13 protein-coding genes and 1 pseudogene are annotated in these 15,806 nt (G+C 70.1%); 3 read left to right on the top strand and 11 right to left on the bottom strand.

From position 1 onward, the window contains the following. Nucleotides 1–94: 94 nt before the first annotated feature. Nucleotides 95–1,861 (bottom strand): sulfatase, encoded by a 1,767-nt coding sequence (locus GA0115234_RS11525; protein WP_093540813.1) that lies wholly within the window; start codon nucleotides 1,859–1,861, stop codon nucleotides 95–97. Further along, the gene (locus GA0115234_RS11520) at nucleotides 1,858–2,451 is read right to left on the bottom strand and encodes a PadR family transcriptional regulator (protein ID WP_161275585.1); all 594 of its coding nucleotides are present in this window, start codon (nucleotides 2,449–2,451) and stop codon (nucleotides 1,858–1,860) included. Before GA0115234_RS11520 ends, GA0115234_RS11525 begins: the two co-directional genes overlap by 4 nt. A gap of 478 nt (nucleotides 2,452–2,929) precedes the next feature. Here GA0115234_RS11520 and GA0115234_RS11515 point away from each other — a divergent pair, with 478 nt between their 5' ends. Then, nucleotides 2,930–4,573 carry an alkaline phosphatase D family protein gene (locus GA0115234_RS11515; protein ID WP_093540811.1) on the top strand — a complete coding sequence of 548 codons (1,644 nt, stop codon included), beginning with the start codon at nucleotides 2,930–2,932 and terminating at the stop codon, nucleotides 4,571–4,573. A 20-nt stretch (nucleotides 4,574–4,593) separates the two neighbouring features. Here GA0115234_RS11515 and GA0115234_RS11510 read toward each other — a convergent pair whose 3' ends face one another. Beyond that, on the bottom strand, nucleotides 4,594–4,923 hold the full coding sequence (locus tag GA0115234_RS11510; RefSeq protein ID WP_256088707.1) for a transposase: 330 nt from the start codon (nucleotides 4,921–4,923) through the stop codon (nucleotides 4,594–4,596). A gap of 841 nt (nucleotides 4,924–5,764) precedes the next feature. Here GA0115234_RS11510 and GA0115234_RS11505 point away from each other — a divergent pair. Further along, a complete protein-coding gene (locus GA0115234_RS11505; protein ID WP_093540810.1) occupies nucleotides 5,765–6,349 on the top strand; it encodes a sigma-70 family RNA polymerase sigma factor in 585 nt (194 codons plus the stop codon). Continuing rightward, nucleotides 6,346–7,095, top strand: coding sequence for an anti-sigma factor (locus GA0115234_RS11500; RefSeq protein WP_093540809.1), 750 nt, complete (start codon nucleotides 6,346–6,348; stop codon nucleotides 7,093–7,095). Before GA0115234_RS11505 ends, GA0115234_RS11500 begins: the two co-directional genes overlap by 4 nt. Before the next feature lie 47 nt (nucleotides 7,096–7,142). On the opposite strand, the gene GA0115234_RS11495 is transcribed toward GA0115234_RS11500, so the two are convergent. From GA0115234_RS11495 to GA0115234_RS11460, 8 genes and pseudogenes are all read right to left on the bottom strand, one after another. Next, nucleotides 7,143–7,952, bottom strand: a complete 810-nt coding sequence (locus GA0115234_RS11495; protein WP_093540808.1) for a DUF1295 domain-containing protein — start codon at nucleotides 7,950–7,952, stop codon at nucleotides 7,143–7,145. Next, a complete protein-coding gene (locus tag GA0115234_RS11490) occupies nucleotides 7,949–9,265 on the bottom strand; it encodes an SAM-dependent methyltransferase (RefSeq protein ID WP_093540807.1) in 1,317 nt (438 codons plus the stop codon). Before GA0115234_RS11490 ends, GA0115234_RS11495 begins: the two co-directional genes overlap by 4 nt. Further along, on the bottom strand, nucleotides 9,262–10,548 hold the full coding sequence (locus GA0115234_RS11485; protein ID WP_093540806.1) for a class I SAM-dependent methyltransferase: 1,287 nt from the start codon (nucleotides 10,546–10,548) through the stop codon (nucleotides 9,262–9,264). Before GA0115234_RS11485 ends, GA0115234_RS11490 begins: the two co-directional genes overlap by 4 nt. Next, nucleotides 10,545–11,276, bottom strand: a complete 732-nt coding sequence (locus tag GA0115234_RS11480; protein ID WP_093540805.1) for a DUF1365 domain-containing protein — start codon at nucleotides 11,274–11,276, stop codon at nucleotides 10,545–10,547. The genes GA0115234_RS11485 and GA0115234_RS11480 overlap by 4 nt, the downstream gene beginning before the upstream one ends. Then, complete coding sequence (locus GA0115234_RS11475; RefSeq protein WP_093540804.1) at nucleotides 11,273–12,583, bottom strand: NAD(P)/FAD-dependent oxidoreductase; 1,311 nt, start codon at nucleotides 12,581–12,583, stop codon at nucleotides 11,273–11,275. The genes GA0115234_RS11480 and GA0115234_RS11475 overlap by 4 nt, the downstream gene beginning before the upstream one ends. A gap of 209 nt (nucleotides 12,584–12,792) precedes the next feature. Then, nucleotides 12,793–13,452, bottom strand: coding sequence for a fasciclin domain-containing protein (locus tag GA0115234_RS11470; RefSeq protein WP_093540803.1), 660 nt, complete (start codon nucleotides 13,450–13,452; stop codon nucleotides 12,793–12,795). Nucleotides 13,453–13,552: 100 nt separating this feature from the next. Continuing rightward, entirely contained in the window at nucleotides 13,553–15,178 is a 1,626-nt protein-coding gene (locus tag GA0115234_RS11465) for a sulfite oxidase (protein WP_093540802.1), read from the bottom strand. 413 nt (nucleotides 15,179–15,591) lie between these two features. Beyond that, a pseudogene (locus GA0115234_RS11460) lies at nucleotides 15,592–15,735 on the bottom strand (transposase); the annotation flags it as partial. Nucleotides 15,736–15,806: the final 71 nt, after the last annotated feature.

Below are 15,806 nucleotides of genomic sequence, written 5' to 3'. Positions count from 1 at the left end.
CGTGTGTGGTCTCTTCGCTGGAGATGCACGGGGAAAGGGGTGTGTCGGCCGGTGACGGGGCGGCAACCCCGGCACCGGCCATTCCGGTCGCGGCTCAGAGCGCGGCGAGCTCCTCGGCGACCGCCATGAGCGCGTCGCGGGGCATGGCCCCGGCCGCCACCGCTGCGACGTCGATCAGCGGCATGGGTCCCAGGAGCTGGAGGAGCTCGGAGTCGAACAGGCCGGGCAGATGCCGGCGCAGTACGACGGAGGTGACCGGGTCGGACATCAGCGTCCGCATCGGTGTCCGGACCGACACCCGCCCCACGGGGAACTCCTCAAGGCGCGGCAGCGGCTCCACGGCACGCTCGGCCTGCTCCCGCTGGGCACGTACCAGCAGGTGCTTCTCGGTCACCGGCCCGTCCGCGGGCAGCCCGAGCCGCTCGTACTGGCTCGGCGGCGCCTCGTTCGCCCGCATCAGCTCCACCAGCAGGCCCGCCATCCGCAGCTCGGCCTCGTCGTCGACCAGCGGGGCCAGCTGCTCCGGATCGCTCTCCAGGTCGTACAGGAGAGTGCCGTGGAGGAAGGGGTTGAGGAGGCTGCGCCCGGGGGTGCGCAGGGTCGGCACTCCCTTGGTGAAGCCGAACGGGTCGGCCAGTTCCGCGTCGACGAGTTCGGCCGGCGTGAATCGCCCGCGCATGTGGGTAGGCATCAGCGTGTGCTCGTACAGGGGCGTGTTGTCGGGCGAGACGGGCGCCCGCATGTACACGTACCGCCCGTCGGTGACGTTGAGATGACCGCCGTGAGCCCCGAAAAGACCCGCCTCGCGTACGGACGTGTCCTCGCCGACCGGAAGCGGTGCGCCCTGGACGTCGGCCGGCCGCCCGACGCCGAAGTACTCCAGAATCGTCGGCGCCAGGTCGATCGTCTGCACGAGCGACTCACGGCGCTCACCGGCCGTCCCCGGATGACGCGGGTCCCACACGAACAGCGGCAGATGGACGAGCTCGTTGTACCAGGGCTGCACCCACTTCGCCCACCAGCCCTTCTCGCCGAGCAGGAATCCGTGGTCGGTGTTGACGATCAGCAGGGTGTCGTCCCACAGCTCCAGCTCGTCCATGGTGTCCAGGACGCGGCCGAGAGAGCGGTCGCACATGGAGAGCAGCGCGGCGTACTCGTAGCGGGCGTGGGCGACCTGGCCATCGGTCTCGGTCACCCGCTTGTAGTCGGGCCAGTCGAAGTGCGGCCCGTCGTACTGGTGCGGGTAGAGGTCCTTGTACCGCTGATGGGAGAAGAACGGCTCGTGCGGGTCGAAGGTCTCGATCTGCACGAACCACTGGTCCGCGTCCTTGTTCGTACGGACGAACTCCAGGCCGGCGTCGAAAGTCAGCGTCTGCGGATGCCGGTCCTCCGTCGCCATGTAGGAGCGGTTGATCCAGTCCTGCCGGTACGCGGGGGTGCGCATCCGCTTCAGCCCCTCCGGTATTTCGGGGTCCGCGACGTGGCCCTTCCATGGATCGCCCTCCTGCCCGCGGAAGAACTCCCAGGTGTTGTACCGGCCGTGGTAGGTGGCTCCGCCGTCCTCCCAGTAGTGCGGATGGTCGCTCGCGAGATGGGTGTAGACGCCGTTCTGCGTGAGCAGTTCGGGCATGGAGTCGTCGAACGGCTCCAGCGGCCCCCAGCTGCGGTGCAGGAAGTTGTACCGGCCGGTGTGCAGTTCCCGGCGGGCCGGCATGCACGGCAGGGAGCCCGCGTACGCGTTGTCGAAGGTGACCGACCGCTCGGCCAGCCGCGCGAAGTTCGGCGCGTGCGTCCAGTCGGATCCGTACGGCGGCAGCATGCGCCTGTTGAGACTGTCGAACATGACCATGATGGCCTTCACGCGGAGGAATCCCCTCTCTCGGTGTCCGGCGTACGGTGTTGTTCGAGGCGTTCCCGCATGCCCTCCAGCCAGGCCACCCAGGTGTCGACCGCCGACGCTCCGTACGCGTGCAGCTCGTCGAAGACCTCCTGGGCCAGCCCCCGGTCCAGCTCGGGCGGCTGGTCCTCGAATCGCAGAGTGCGGTCGCGGTCCCGGTTGCGGGCGATCTGGGAGCGCCGGTAGGCGAGTTCGGTCTCGATCAGACCGATCGCGGCCTGCCGGTCCAGCGGGGCGGTGAAGGCGAACCGGGCCAGGAAGTCCGGATCCTGGAACCGGCTGGTCGGCTCGTACGGCGAACGCACCCACTCCCACAGGACCTCTCGTCCGCGCGGGGTGAGCCGGTACACCTTCGCATCCGGCCGTCCCTCACGCGGGTCGACCTCGAACGCCACCCAGCCGTCGTCCGTCATCCGCCCGAGCAGCCGGTAGATCTGGCTGTGATGCGCCCGCGACCGCAGGAACTGCCCCTCCGTCTCGACCCAACGGCCCAAGTCGAAGCCGCTCCGAGGCCGCCCCGCGACCAACGCGAGCAGTACGTACTCGAACTTCACCGACCCACCACCCCTATGTGCACTCTCATCTATGTGCTTAGTGTTGTAGGCGCTGCGCAGAGGGGCGTCAATGGATCCGGCACGCGCTTATCAAGGCCGTATCACGCCGTTCATGCTCAGCCGTGGAGCCCTGGGAGCTGGTTCTCCGGGGACTTGTCGTAGCGGGTGGCGAGGCCGCGCCAGGTCTTGATCTTCTGGAAGCAGCGCTCCACGGTGTCGCCTCGCCGGTACCGGTGAGAGGCGAGGTGCCGGCCGCCGGCCGAGCCCGGCCACCTTCTTCCGCCCCTGACACGGCGCCGTGCCGCAGCGCGGTCCTGTTGGTCCCGCGCTCGCCCGGGCAGCGGGACCGCTCGCTGCCACCGGCAGACACCCGCCCAAGTGACAGATGGGGCAAGGGCGATGGAACTCTTGCGGAATCGCTTAGTCCATCGCCGTCGTCAGGCTTACACGCGCTCATACCGGTCCGTAACATGCCGGCATGACCCACGACATCGACTCTCCTTCAGCAGTTGGCTCGCCTTCCCCGCGCCGCCGCTCGGTCGTGAAGGCCGCCGCCGGTGCCGTCCTTGCCGCCCCGCTGGCCGGTGCTCTGCCCGCCCGCGCAGCCGACCGGGGCCCCGCCTTCCTCCACGGTGTCGCCTCCGGCGATCCACTGCCCGACGGCGTTGTGTTGTGGACCCGGGTGACTCCCACCGCCGAGGCCGCCCCTGGCTCCGGACTCGGCCCGGACATCGAGGTGTCCTGGACCGTCGCCACCGACCGGACGTTCAAAAGGATCGTCGCCAACGGCTCCACGACGGCGACTTCCGCCTCCGACCACACGGTGAAGGCCGACATACGTGGCCTGAGGCCCGCCACCGACTACTGGTTCCGCTTCTCCGCTCGCGGCGCCGTCTCAACGGCCGGCCGCACCCGCACCACGCCCGCTCGCGACGCGGCGGTGCCGAACCTCCGCTTCGGCGTCGTCTCCTGCGCCAACTGGGAGGGGGGACACTTCGCCGCGCACCGGCATCTCGCCGCCCGCAAGGACCTGGACGCGTGGCTGCACCTCGGCGACTACATCTACGAGTACGGCACCGGCGTCAGCGCCCCCAACGGGCCCGTACGGACGTTCGCGCCCCCGCACGAAATCATCACCCTCGCCGACTACCGCACACGGCACGCCCAGTACAAGACCGATCCCCACCTCCAGACTCTGCACGCCGCCGCCCCGGTCGTCGCGATATGGGACGACCACGAGTTCGCCAACAACGCCTGGCCGGGCGGAGCCGAGAACCACACCGAGGGCGCCGAAGGCACCTGGACGTCCCGCATGGCCGCCGCCAAGCAGGCCTATTTCGAGTGGATGCCGGTACGCCCCGCCCTCGCCGGCACCACCTACCGCAGGCTCCGCTTCGGCAAGCTCGCCGAGCTCTCCCTGCTCGACCTGCGTTCCTACCGCTCCCAGCAGGCGAGTATCGGGAGCGGCGAGGTCGACGACCCCGACCGTACGATCACCGGGCGCGCCCAGCTCGACTGGCTCAAGGCCGGACTGAAGTCCTCGGACACCACTTGGCAGCTGGTGGGCAACTCGGTGATGATCTCGCCGGTCGCGATCGGCGCGCTCCCCGCCGAACTGCTCAAGCCTCTCGTCGAGCTGCTCGGCCTGCCCAAGGAAGGCATCTCGCTCGGCACGGACGGGTGGGACGGCTACACCGACGACCGTCGCGAGCTGCTGGACCACCTGCGCTCCCACGCGATCCACAACACGGTCTTCGTGACCGGCGACATCCACATGGCCTGGGCCAACGACGTCCCCGTGAAGGCGGCCACCTACCCCCTGTCGCCGTCGGCCGCCACGGAGTTCGTGGTCAGCTCCGTGACCTCCGACAACGTCGGCGACGTCCTCGGCGACGCCTCCGCGGCCCTTCCGCCCCTCATCCAGGCAACCAACCTTCACGCCCACTGGCTGGACCCCGACGGCCACGGATACGGCGTCCTGGACGTCACCACCGAGCGCGCGCAGATGGACTACTACGTCCTGTCCGACCGCACCAACCCGAACGCCACCTCGTCCTGGGCCCGCTCGTACCGAACCCGCAGCGGCACGCAGAAGGTCGAACGCACCTACCGCCCCGTCTGACGGACACTGAAGCAGCCCTGTCAACGATGAATCGGCGTGCCGGCCTCCTTGAGGCGCGCGAGTGCCAGAACGAGAAGACGGTCGGCGCGGTCGTCCTGGGCCAGGCGCTCGCGGAAGTCGGCCAGCACGCTGTGGTGGAAGCCGGGATCGTCCAGCTCCATGGCCAGGGCGTACTCGAAATCGATGCGGCAGCGGACCGCTTCCGCTGCCTGACGGTCCGACAGGCCGAGCAGGAACTGCAGCACGCAGACGGTGGCCAACTGGGCGGGTGAGAGGCCCGGGCGTCCATCGCGCGGGTACCAGTCCACGAAGTCCTTGTCGCACCACAGCCCGTCCAGCCGGTCTCTCACCCACATCGGCGTCGTACGGCCTGGGTTGCTCGACCGCGCGATCTGCGTGGTCGGAAACGGGACTTGCTCACCGGAACGGGGACGGAGCGACAACGGACACCTCGACAACTGAATCGGTCTTCGAAACAGCCCCGAGCATGCCCGCTGATCACGCTGGCGCACCGGGAAACTCCAAGAATCCCGACAGAGTCAAGCTAGTAGGGCTTGGTCATGTTCGTGCGAGGTCTGGCATGTCGCGGTGACAGGTGGGGCAGGCGCCGGTCCAGATCGCAGACGCTCTCCGGGAAGGGCGCCGAGCAGGTCGGCCTGGGCAGCGCGGATGCTGGGGGCCTGCGCACAGGGCACGGCGGACGGTCACGCGGTCATCGTACGGGTGGTGCGTCACCGGCCGCCCCGGCCGCCGGGGTTCACGCTGCAGCGGGTTTGGTGCGGCGGCCGGCATCCTGGTCCAGGAGCAGCGTGCCGGCCCTGGCCTGCGGTGGCCGGGTCTGTGGTCGGGCGGGCCCGACCGCCCAGCTAGGGGACTGGCCCTGGGGAACCCTCCGCCGTGGTTCTCAGGTGTTCACGGGGTTTCCCGGCTTCGTGTGTGCTGAATGCGTTCCGGCCGGGGCTGGACCGCATGGGCGCTCCCGGTAGCCGGCGGGTGCGCGCTGCTCCGGCGGCACAGCGTCTGCCTGCTCGCTCCCGTGCGACGCTGCCATGGTCTGGGCGGCGAGGACCCGCAGCCGCGCGGATCCTCCAGGTCCGAGGGAACGCCGTATGCATGCGACCAATCCGCTGCTCGCGTGGCCCCGGATTACGTACGGATGTTCCGGCCTGCCACGCTCACGGGAGAAATATTGTGAAGGAACCAGTACATATCGGCACGCGTCCGTCTGTGAAACCTGATCTGCAGCACTTGCTGCACGAGGTGGCGCTGGGGGATCAGGAGGCGTTCGCCGCCGTCTACGACGCGGTGGCCGGCTCCGTCCTCGGGGTCGCTCGGGCAGTCCTGCGTGACCAGGCGCAGTCGGAGGAAGTGGCGCAGGAGGTGCTGGTGGAGGTGTGGCGCACGGCCCCCCGCTACCGGCCCGAGCTGGGCACGGCCATCAACTGGATCCTCACCCTCGCTCACCGGCGGGCGGTCGACCGGGTCCGGTCGGTGGAAGCTGCAGCCGCCCGTGACACCAAGGCCGCGCTGCTTGAGCACCAGCCGGCGTACGACGAGGTGAGCGAGCAGGTGGAGACTCGCCTGGAGCAGGAGCAGGTACGGCGCTGCCTGGGCAATTTGACCGAGCTACAGCGTCAGTCGGTCACTCTCGCGTACTACCGCGGCCTGACCTACCGGGAGGTTGCCGAGGCACTCGCGCTGCCGCTCGGCACGGTCAAGACCCGGCTGCGCGACGGACTCATCCGACTCCGTGACTGCTTGGGGGTGACCGCATGACCACGACCGATCCGCATGCTCTGACAGGTGCCTACGCGATGCACGCGCTGCACGGCGACGAGCGTGCCGCCTTCGAACGTCACCTGGCCGAGTGCCACGCCTGCGCGCAGGAGGTCGCAGAGTTCACGGCCACTGCCGGACGCCTGGCCCTGGCCTCCACGGTGCACACACGCCCCGTCATGCGGGAGCGGGTACTGCAGCGCATCACCACCGTGCGGCAGGTCCCTCCAGGTGTCACGCCCCTGGAGCGGGTACGCCGTGGCGTGCGGCGCGGACATGGCCTGACACGGTGGACGCTCGCTGCCTGCGTGGCCGCTGCTGCTGCCCTCGGCGGCACCACCGTATGGCAGTACGAACGCGCGCAGGACGCTCAGGGCCGGGCGACGCGAGCGGAGCGGCACGCCGAGGATGTGGCGGGAGTGCTGGCTGCGCCCGACGCCAGGTCGCGTACGGCGAAGGTGGCGGGCGGTGCGGGCACACTGGTGGTCTCCGCCGACCGGGACCGGGCCGTGTTCGTCGTGTCGAAGATGGCGGCACCGCCGCGCGGCAGGGTGTACCAGCTGTGGTTCGCCGACGGCGGGAAGATGCGCCCCGCCGGTCTGATGGACCCTGACCGCAGCAGCCAGGCCGTGCTCATGCAAGGTGGGGTCGACGGCGCCTCCGGTATCGGCATCACGGTGGAGCCGGCCGGTGGGTCCGAGCAGCCCACCTCGACACCGGTCGCCCTGCTCGGCGTACCGACGTGACCCATACGCGTGGGGGAGACCGCCCATCGACGGGCTCCCCCACTCGTTCATGGGTGCCGGTGCGGTGGCCGGGGGAAGAAGGCGCTGGTGCGTGCCGCGTACGCGTCCCAACCGGGGCGGCCGGCCATATGCCGTTCAAGCAGCCGTTTCCCGCTTCCGCTGATCAGCAGCACGCTCATCACCACCGGTGAGGCGGCGGACACCGCCGTCGCCTGCCATCCGCCGTCGCAGGCGACGAGGAACAGCCCCCACCACACGCAGAAGTCCCCGAAGTAATTGGGGTGCCGGGTCAGCCGCCACAGTCCCTGGTCCATGATGCGGCCACGGTTGGCCGGGTCCGCCTTGAAGCGGGCCAGCTGGGCGTCTCCGACGGCCTCGAAGAACAGGCCGACAGCCCAGACGGCTGTCCCGGCCCAGGCCAGGGCGGACAGCGGCCGGGGTGTGTACTGGGCTGCCTGTACCGGCAGGGACACCAGCCACACCAGGGCACCCTGCAACAGATAGACCATCCGCAGGGCGTACAGGTTCCGGTTCCCTCGTGCTCGGGCCAGCATCGCCTCGTACCGCGGGTCCTCGCCGTGGCCGCTGCCCCGGCGCGCGATGTGGACGGCGAGTCGCAGTCCCCAGACGACAGTGAGGCCGGCCACCAGCGCGCGCCTGCCCGGGTCACCTTGGCCCCCCGAGAGGCCGAAGGTTGCCACGGCCACGGCGGCGAAGGCCACCCCCCAGGTGGCATCGACGACACGGTGCACACCCAGGTTCAGTCCGAGCGCGAACGAGCCGAGCATCACCACCAGGGCAGTTGCCGCCGCCCAGCCGAGGTTGGCGGCGAACATGCTCCAGGCGAACGGGCTCACCGCTCCTCCAGGTGCCGGTACCAGTCAGCCGCCTCCGCTCCCGTCAGGCCGCTGTCACCGCTGTCCTTCGGGCGTACGGCGAGGAACTGGTCCACGCCCATGCGCCGCTCCTCGAAGGCCAGGGCCCCACCGACCAGGTACAGGCGCCACACGCGGGCCGTCTCCTCGCCGACGAGCAGGACGAACTCCGCCCACCGTTCCTCCAGCGTGCGGTGCCAGGCGTCGATGGTGCGCACGTAGTGCTCGCGCATCGACTCCACCGACCGGACTTCCAGGCCGGCCGCCTCCAGCAGGCCGACGGTCTCGCCCATCGGCCGCATGTGCATGTCCGGGGCAATGTACGCCTCGATGAACGCGCCGCCGCCCGGTGCGTTGGCGCCGCGGGACATCTGCTGGACCAGTACGCGTCCCTGTGGGCGGACCAGCCGGTGCAGGGTAGCGGTGAAGGCGGGGTACTCGTGGTCCCCGACGTGCTCGCCCATCTCGACGGTGGCCACCGCGTCGTAGGCGGAGCCGGTGATGTCCCGGTAGTCCTGGCACACCACATCGACCCGGTGCTCCAGCCGTCGTTCACGGACCTGTTCGCGTACGTACGCGGCTTGTTCCCCGGCCAGGGTGACGGCGGTGACCTGCGCCTTGTGCTCCTCGGCCGCGTACAGGGTGAGTGACCCCCAGCCGCAGCCGATGTCGAGCAGGCGGGCGCCGGGGACGATGCCGAGCTTGCGGCAGATGAGCTCCAGCTTGGCGCGCTGGGCGCCGGCGGGGGTGAGTCCGGGGTCCTCGTCGGTCCAGTAGCCGCAGGAGTAGGCCATGGTGTCGTTGAGGAGAAGGCGGTAGAAGTCGTTGGACAGGTCGTAGTGGTGGCTGATGGCCGCTCGGTCACGGGTCTTGCTGTGCAGGCCGCCCCGCAGGCGCGCCTGAGTGGCGGGGGCGGGCAGGCGCGGGCCGACGGCACCGAGCCGCACCGCCTCAGCAATCGCACGTGTCCAGTCGGCCGCCGAGAGCCTCGGAGCGTGTGGGCCCCGGTCGCGCACAGCGGCCCGCATCGTGCGGAGTCCTTGCGCCAGATCTCCTTCCACGTCCAGCTCGCCGGTGACGTATGCCTGGGCCAGGCCGAGTTCGCCGGGTTGCCACAGCAGGCGGCGCAGTGCGCGCCGGGAGCGAACGACGACCACGGGGGCGCCGGCCGGGCCGGTCTCGCTGCTGTCCCAGGTGCGCAGCCGTACGGGCAGCGGGCCGCCGAGCGCGTTCTCGGCGAGGGCGGCGAGCCGCTGCGCGGCACCGGCACGGCCTGGGGTGCGGGCAGTGGTCATCGCGGTGGGGCCTCCTTGGTGAGCAGGTACTGCTGGACATCGAGGTACCCGGAGCGGAATCCGGCCTCGGAGTAGGCCAGGTAGAAGGTCCACAGGCGGCGGAACGTCTCGTCGAAACCGAGAGCGGCGATGTCGTCGGTGCGCTCGGTGAACCTTTCGCGCCACAGGCGTAGCGTCTCGGCGTAGTGCGCCCCGAAGCCGTCGCGCCGGGCGGTGGTCAGTGAGGTGTGTTCGTGCGCCGTCTCCTCGATGGCCTGCGTCGAGGGGATCAGACCGCCGGGGAAGACGTACTTCTGGATCCAGGTGTGGGTGTAGCGGGCGGCCAGCATCCGCTCGTGGGGCATGGTGATGGCCTGAAGGGCCACCCGGCCGCCCGGTGCCAGTCGCTCGTCCAGGGTGCGGAAGTAGACGGGCCAGAACTCGGCACCGACGGCCTCGATCATCTCCACGCTGACGACCGCGTCGTAGGTGCCGCGGGCCTCGCGGTAGTCGCACAGCTCGATCGAGACGCGGTCGGCGTACCCGGCCCGCCGCACGCGTTCCAGCGCCAGCTCACGCTGCTCCTTCGACAGGGTGAGCGAGGTGACGTGCGCGCCGCGGGCGGCGGCCCGCAGCGCCAGTTCGCCCCAGCCCGTGCCGATCTCCAGCAGCCGTGTGCCCTCGCGTACCTCGGCCAGGTCCAGCAGACGGTCCACTTTGCGCTGCTGGGCGGCCGCCAGCAGGGGCCAATCGGCGGGGAAACCGCGGAACATGGCCGAGGAGTAGCTGAGCGTCTCGTCCAGAAACACTGCGAACAGGTCATTGGAGAGGTCGTAGTGACGGCTGATGTTGGTACGCGACCCGTTCGGAGTGTTGCGCTGCGCATGAGGCTGACGCCGTGCCCACAGGCTCCGCAGCCGCTGCAGCCGGGGCGGAACCAGGTCGGCGGCGTGCGCGGCGAGCACGGTGAGCGCACCGACCAGATCCGGAGCGTCCCACTCCCGCGCCATGTACGACTCACCGAAACCGATGAGGCCGCGGGTGCCGATGCGGGCGTAGAACGCCTTCGGGTCGCGTACCTCCATCAGCGGTCCGCCCAGACCGAGGGCGGCGCGGTCGGCGAACCGTACGCGCAGGGGCAGGCGCCGCAGGGCGCGTTCCACCACGGACGTGGTGACGGTTCGCACCGGCCAGGACGCCCTCGGCACGGCGGCCACATCGGGCCAGTGCTCGGCGTCGACGGGGGCGGTTCGACGGTCGTCGGCGCGGCGGCGGGCGGCGGGACGAGGTCCGACTGTGGTCATGACGCACTCTCCGGGGTGCGGCGGCCTGGGCGGGGCTGCACCGGCAGGCCCCGCAGAAACAGGCGGATACCGTGGAAACGGATGGCGGCCGACACCGTCAGGGTCGACCAGGGACGGCGCAGGGCCAGGCACAGCAGGGCAGGGACCGTCGCTTCGCGGCGCGTGCCGTGGACCGCGGCCGTGAAGGGCGGGCTGCCGGGCCGCTGGAGGCGGACGGACAGACGCAGGCGCTCATCGGGCGGCGGGAGCCGCATCTCGTAGTGGCCGTCGACCGGGTGGAAGGGCGACACGTAGAAGTCCTTGGCGACCGCGGCGGTGCCGGCCGCGTCGGTGTGCAGCAGATAGGCGTGGCGCTCGCCGTAGGTGTTGTGGACCTCGGCCACCACACAGCGCGGGGCGCCGTCGGGGCCGTGACACCAGTACAGGGTGAGCGGGTTGAAGACATGCCCGAGGATCCGGGCGTGCGCGAGCATCAGCACCCGGCCGCCCCGCAGGTCGATGCCGTGCTCGCTCAGGAAACCGTCGAGGGCGGCCCTGATCGACGGGGCCCGCCCGGTGAAGTGGTCGCTGGCGCGGAAGCGGGCGAGCGGCCTCAGCGGACGCGGCAGCACGGGCGGGTGATCGATGTCGACCAGCCACAGATAGGTGCGGTGCCGCAACGCGTAGCGCTGTGGTGCCCGGCGTACGTGGGTGATCGCGCACGGGTAGAGGGCGGAGTGAGCGGTCACCAACTCACCCCCAGGGCGGCGGCGGCCTCGACGCCCGAACGGCAGCCGTCCTCGTGGAACCCCCAGCCGTGGTAGGCACCCGCGAAGGCGTTGACGGCCGTCGTCAGCTCCGGCAGCCGGCGCTGTGCGGCGACCGACTCGGGTGTGTACACCGGGTGCTCGTAGGTCATGCGGGCCAGCACCCGGGCGGGGTCGACGCGGTCCTGGCCGCCGAGGGTGACGACATGGGTCTGCGTGGCGTCCAGGCGTTGCAGCCGGTTCATGTCGTAGCTCACCCGCACCCGGTCGGCGCCCGCCCGGCAGCCGGGCATCAGGTAGTTCCAGGAGGCGCGGGCTCCGCTCGTCCGCGGAAGCAGGGTGGTGTCGGTGTGCAGGAGCGTGTCGTTGCGGGAGTGGCGGAAGGCGCCGAGTACCTCCTTCTCGTCCGGGGTGGCGTCGGCGAGCAGCCGTAGCGCCTGATCGGGGTGGGTGGCGAGGACGATGTGGTCGTAGGAGGTGGTCCCGTCGTCGGTGGTCACGTCCACGCTGTCCGTGTGCCGGAGCACGGACCGTACGGGTGTGCCGACGCGTACCTCGTGCAGTCCGGCCGCGATCCGGTCGACGTACGTTCCCGACCCGCCCGTGACGGTCCGCCACACCGGTGATCCGCTCACCGAGAGCATGCCGTGGTGGGCGAGGAACCGGAATAGATAGGCAGCCGGAAACCGCAGTGCCGTAGCCGCGTCACAGGACCACACGGCGGACACCACCGGCGTCATGAAATGGGCTCGGAAGTACGGCGAGAAGCCCTCCTCGTCCAGGAACTCACCAAGCGTGCGCATGTCGTCGGATCCGGACCGGTGCAGCAGGCGGCGGGCGGTCCTGTGGAAGCGCGACACCTCGGCCAGCATGCGCAGGTAAGGCAGGCGCACGGTGTTGCGCGGCTGGGCGAACAGTCCGCGCAGCCCCCGAGCGCCGGCGTACTCAAGACCACAGCCCTCGCACCGCACGGACATGCTCATCTCCGACTCCTGCGTGGCGACACCGAGTTCGGAGAAGAGGCGCAGCAGGTTCGGGTAGGTGCGGCGGTTGTGCACGATGAAGCCGGAGTCGACGCGGTGCGTGCGCCCGTCGGGGGCGGTCAGGTCGTGGGTGTGGGCGTGGCCGCCGAGCCGGTCGTCGGCCTCGTAGAGGGTGACGTGGTGGGCGCGGGCCAGGATGTGTGCGGCGGTCAGTCCCGCCACTCCGCTGCCGATGACGGCCGTACGGCGTGGACTCGTGGTGCCCGCTGCCGGTTCGCCCGACGTCGCGCGGGATGGTCGTTGCATGGTGTTGATTCCCTCCCCGGCCGGATGAAGAACTCCTCAGGGCCGGTCGGCAGGCGGCGACACCTTCCCGCCCGGCCCTGAGGTGGGCACCCGCCGGGCCCTGCCGGTCGGGCCCTTGGCGGATGCACGGGCGCGAAGGACACGCGCGCCGCCCGGTCGCTCCTGTCGAAGCGACCGGACAGGGGCGTGCCCCCCAGGCCCCGCAGGTGTCAGCTCTTGGGCATGAGCACGGTGTCGACGATGTAGACGTTGGCGTTGGCGGTCCTGACGTTGCCGCAGACGACCTTGGCGGAGTCGTTGACCGTGTAGGACTCGGCCGAACCGGAGGTCATCACCTTCGACTTCTCCAGCGTGTCGAAGGAGCCCTGCTCCAGGTCCTTCGGGGTCAGCTTCTGGCCGACGACGTGGTAGGTGAGGATCTTCGTCAGCTGGGCCTTGTCGTTGAGGACCTTGTTCAGGGTGGCCTCGGGGATCTTGCCGAAGGCGTCGTTGGTCGGCGCGAAAACGGTGATGTTCCGGGCGTTGTTGAGGGTGTCGACCAGACCGGCCTTCTTCACCGCCGCCACGAGGGTGGACAGCGCAGGGTTGTTGGAGGCGGCGGTGGCGACCGGGTCCTTGGCCATGCCGTCGAAGGAGCCGGCACCGTTCTTCGGCACGGCCGAGCAGGCGGCGCCGAACGGCTGGTCCATGCTGCTCGCGCTGTTGTCCGAGCCGCCCATGTCGTCACTGCTCCCGGTGGCCGGGGCCGACGCCTTGCCGGAGGCGTCGGACTTGCCCGAGTCACCGCTGCCGTTGGAGCAAGCGGTCAGGGCCAGAGGCAGCACGGCGGCGGCGAGAAGACCTGCGGTACGGCGGATACGGGTGCTCATCATGTTCTCCTGTTGAACGGTGCAGCACTCTGCTGCGTTCGGGGGTGTTGCGGAAAGGTGGTTCGGACAGGGCACGAGGCCTTTGCCGGAAGGGAGTCGGTCAGTCGACGGTCACGACGACCGAGTGCCATCCGCTGGCGCCGTCGGGGATCGTGCGGGTGCGTTCGTCGGTCTGCACGGCACCGGTACGGTCGGTGGCGCGCACCGTGAGGGTGTGACCGCCCTTGGTCGCCTGCCAGGGGAAGGACCACTGACGCCAGGTGTCCCGGGTGTCCTCGGCGGCCAGCCGGGCCTCCTGCCAGGCGCCGTCGTCGATACGGACCTCGACCTTGTCGATGCCCCGGTGCTGGGCCCAGGCGACCCCGGCGATCATCACCGTGCCGGCCTTGGGCCGGGCGAACGGCTTGGGGGTGTCGATACGGGACTCGGTCTTGACCGGAGCCCTGCGGGCCCAGCCGCGCTTGACCCAGTACGGGTCGTAGGAATCGAAGGTGGTGAGCTCGATGTCCTCGATCCACTTGCAGGCCGAGACGAAGCCGTACAGGCCAGGCACGACCATGCGGACGGGGAAGCCGTGTTCGAAGGGAAGCGGCTCGCCGTTCATGCCGAGCGCGAGCATCGCGTCCCGGCCGTCCATGATGTCCTCGACCGGGCTACCGATCGTCATACCATCCACGGACCGGGACACCAACTGATCCGCCCGGCCACCGCGGGACGGAGCCTTCACCCCGCACTCGGTGAGCAGATCGGCCAGCCGCACGCCGATCCAGCGGGCGTTGCCCACATACGGGCCGCCGACCTCGTTCGAGACGCACGTCAAAGTGATGTCCCGCTCGATCAACTCCCGGCGCAGCAGGTCGTCGAAGGAGTAAGTGGCCGGGTGGTGGACGCCCTTGCCATGAATCCGTAGGCGCCAGCCAGTCGCGTCGACCCTGGGTACCACCAGGGCGGTGTCCACACGGTAGAAATCCTTGTTCGGGGTGACGAAGGGGCTGATCCCGGCGACACGCGGCCCGGCTCTCCTGGGCACCGGTCGGGCCGGTGAGCCGGGGAGGGGGAGAACGACCTCGGCGCGCGAGGCGACCACACCCCGGCTGCTCGCGCCATTCAGCGACCGCCCGACCGCGCCGACCGCGGTGGAGGCCGCTGCGGCAGACGCGGCGGCGAGAACGAATCCCCTCCGGTCCCACCTCGCGGACACAGGATCTGCCGCTTCCCCGCTCACGGTGCGGGACCCGGCGGCCTCCGGTCGGGCAGGCGCGGTGAGGCGGCCCACCAGGACGTAGAGAAGCAGAGCTCCTGCAACGGCCCCCACGACGGAGGGGAGAGCGTCGGTGAAGCTGCTGGAGTCGGGTCGGCTGACGGCGGCCACCGCCCCGATGACCCCGAAGAGAGGGATCCCGGCGGCTCCGACCCGCCGGAACCGCACCGCCGACGCACCCAGCACCAGGGCCAGAACCGCCAGCACGGCCAGGATGCCGAGCTGCAGTATGAGCTTGTCGTCGGTACCGAAGTGGCGGATCGCCCAGTCCTTGACCGGAGCGGGCGTCGCGTCGATGGACGCGCCTCCCACCGCGATGACCGGACTGGCCTGCGGGCGCACCGCCGCCGCCACCAGTTCGGCCACCGCGAGTGCGGCGAAGCCGGCCAGCGCCCCGCTCAGCGCACCCAGCGCCAGACGCGGCAGACCCGGCCTTGCTCGCTGATCCTTCTTTTCGTCCCTCACGCGGGGAATCCGGTTCTGCCTGCCTGGCGGATTGGTCTCGGACCTGATCGGGTGAGAAAAGATCTCGGACCAGTCCACCACCCCATTCCGCAACGGATTACCCGTTCGAACACCGACGGACCTCGCCGTCCCTGCCATGACGGGGAACGATGCCGATCAGCATCGGCAGTCCCCTTCCTCGGACGTCGGGTCAGTGGAATCCGCAGCTGACATCCCGACTTCGAGAAACGTGGGGTAGCCGATGGTCATGCCTCTGTTGAGTCAAGCCGCGAACGGGCGCCGGGCAGGGCGACACACTCAAAGAGAGCCAGCCCGCGAGGGCGGCAGGAAGTACTCGAGTCAGCCTGCCCGGCGTCCTGCGGCACGTTACGGGCGGCCAACCCGATCACGACACAGTTAGCCCCAATACAAGTCGGGAAGCACTGGCGCAACAGCCCGTTCGTGTTCTCGTTGGTGCCGCGCTGCCAGGGGCTGTGGGGGCCGGCGAAGTAGACGGGAATGCCGGTTTCGACCTTGAACGCCGCGTGTGCGGACAGTTCCTTGCCGCGGTCCCAGGTGGATCAGCATGGTGAACCTGGTGGTGCGGTCGGCCAGGGTGCCGATCGCCGAGCGTTTCAGCCCGATGATG

This window comes from Streptomyces sp. DvalAA-43 (assembly GCF_900091725.1).
GTDB lineage: Bacteria > Actinomycetota > Actinomycetes > Streptomycetales > Streptomycetaceae > Streptomyces > Streptomyces pulveraceus.
The sequence above is the reverse complement of the archived record's forward strand: the minus strand, read 5'-3'. Positions and strand labels throughout refer to the sequence as shown.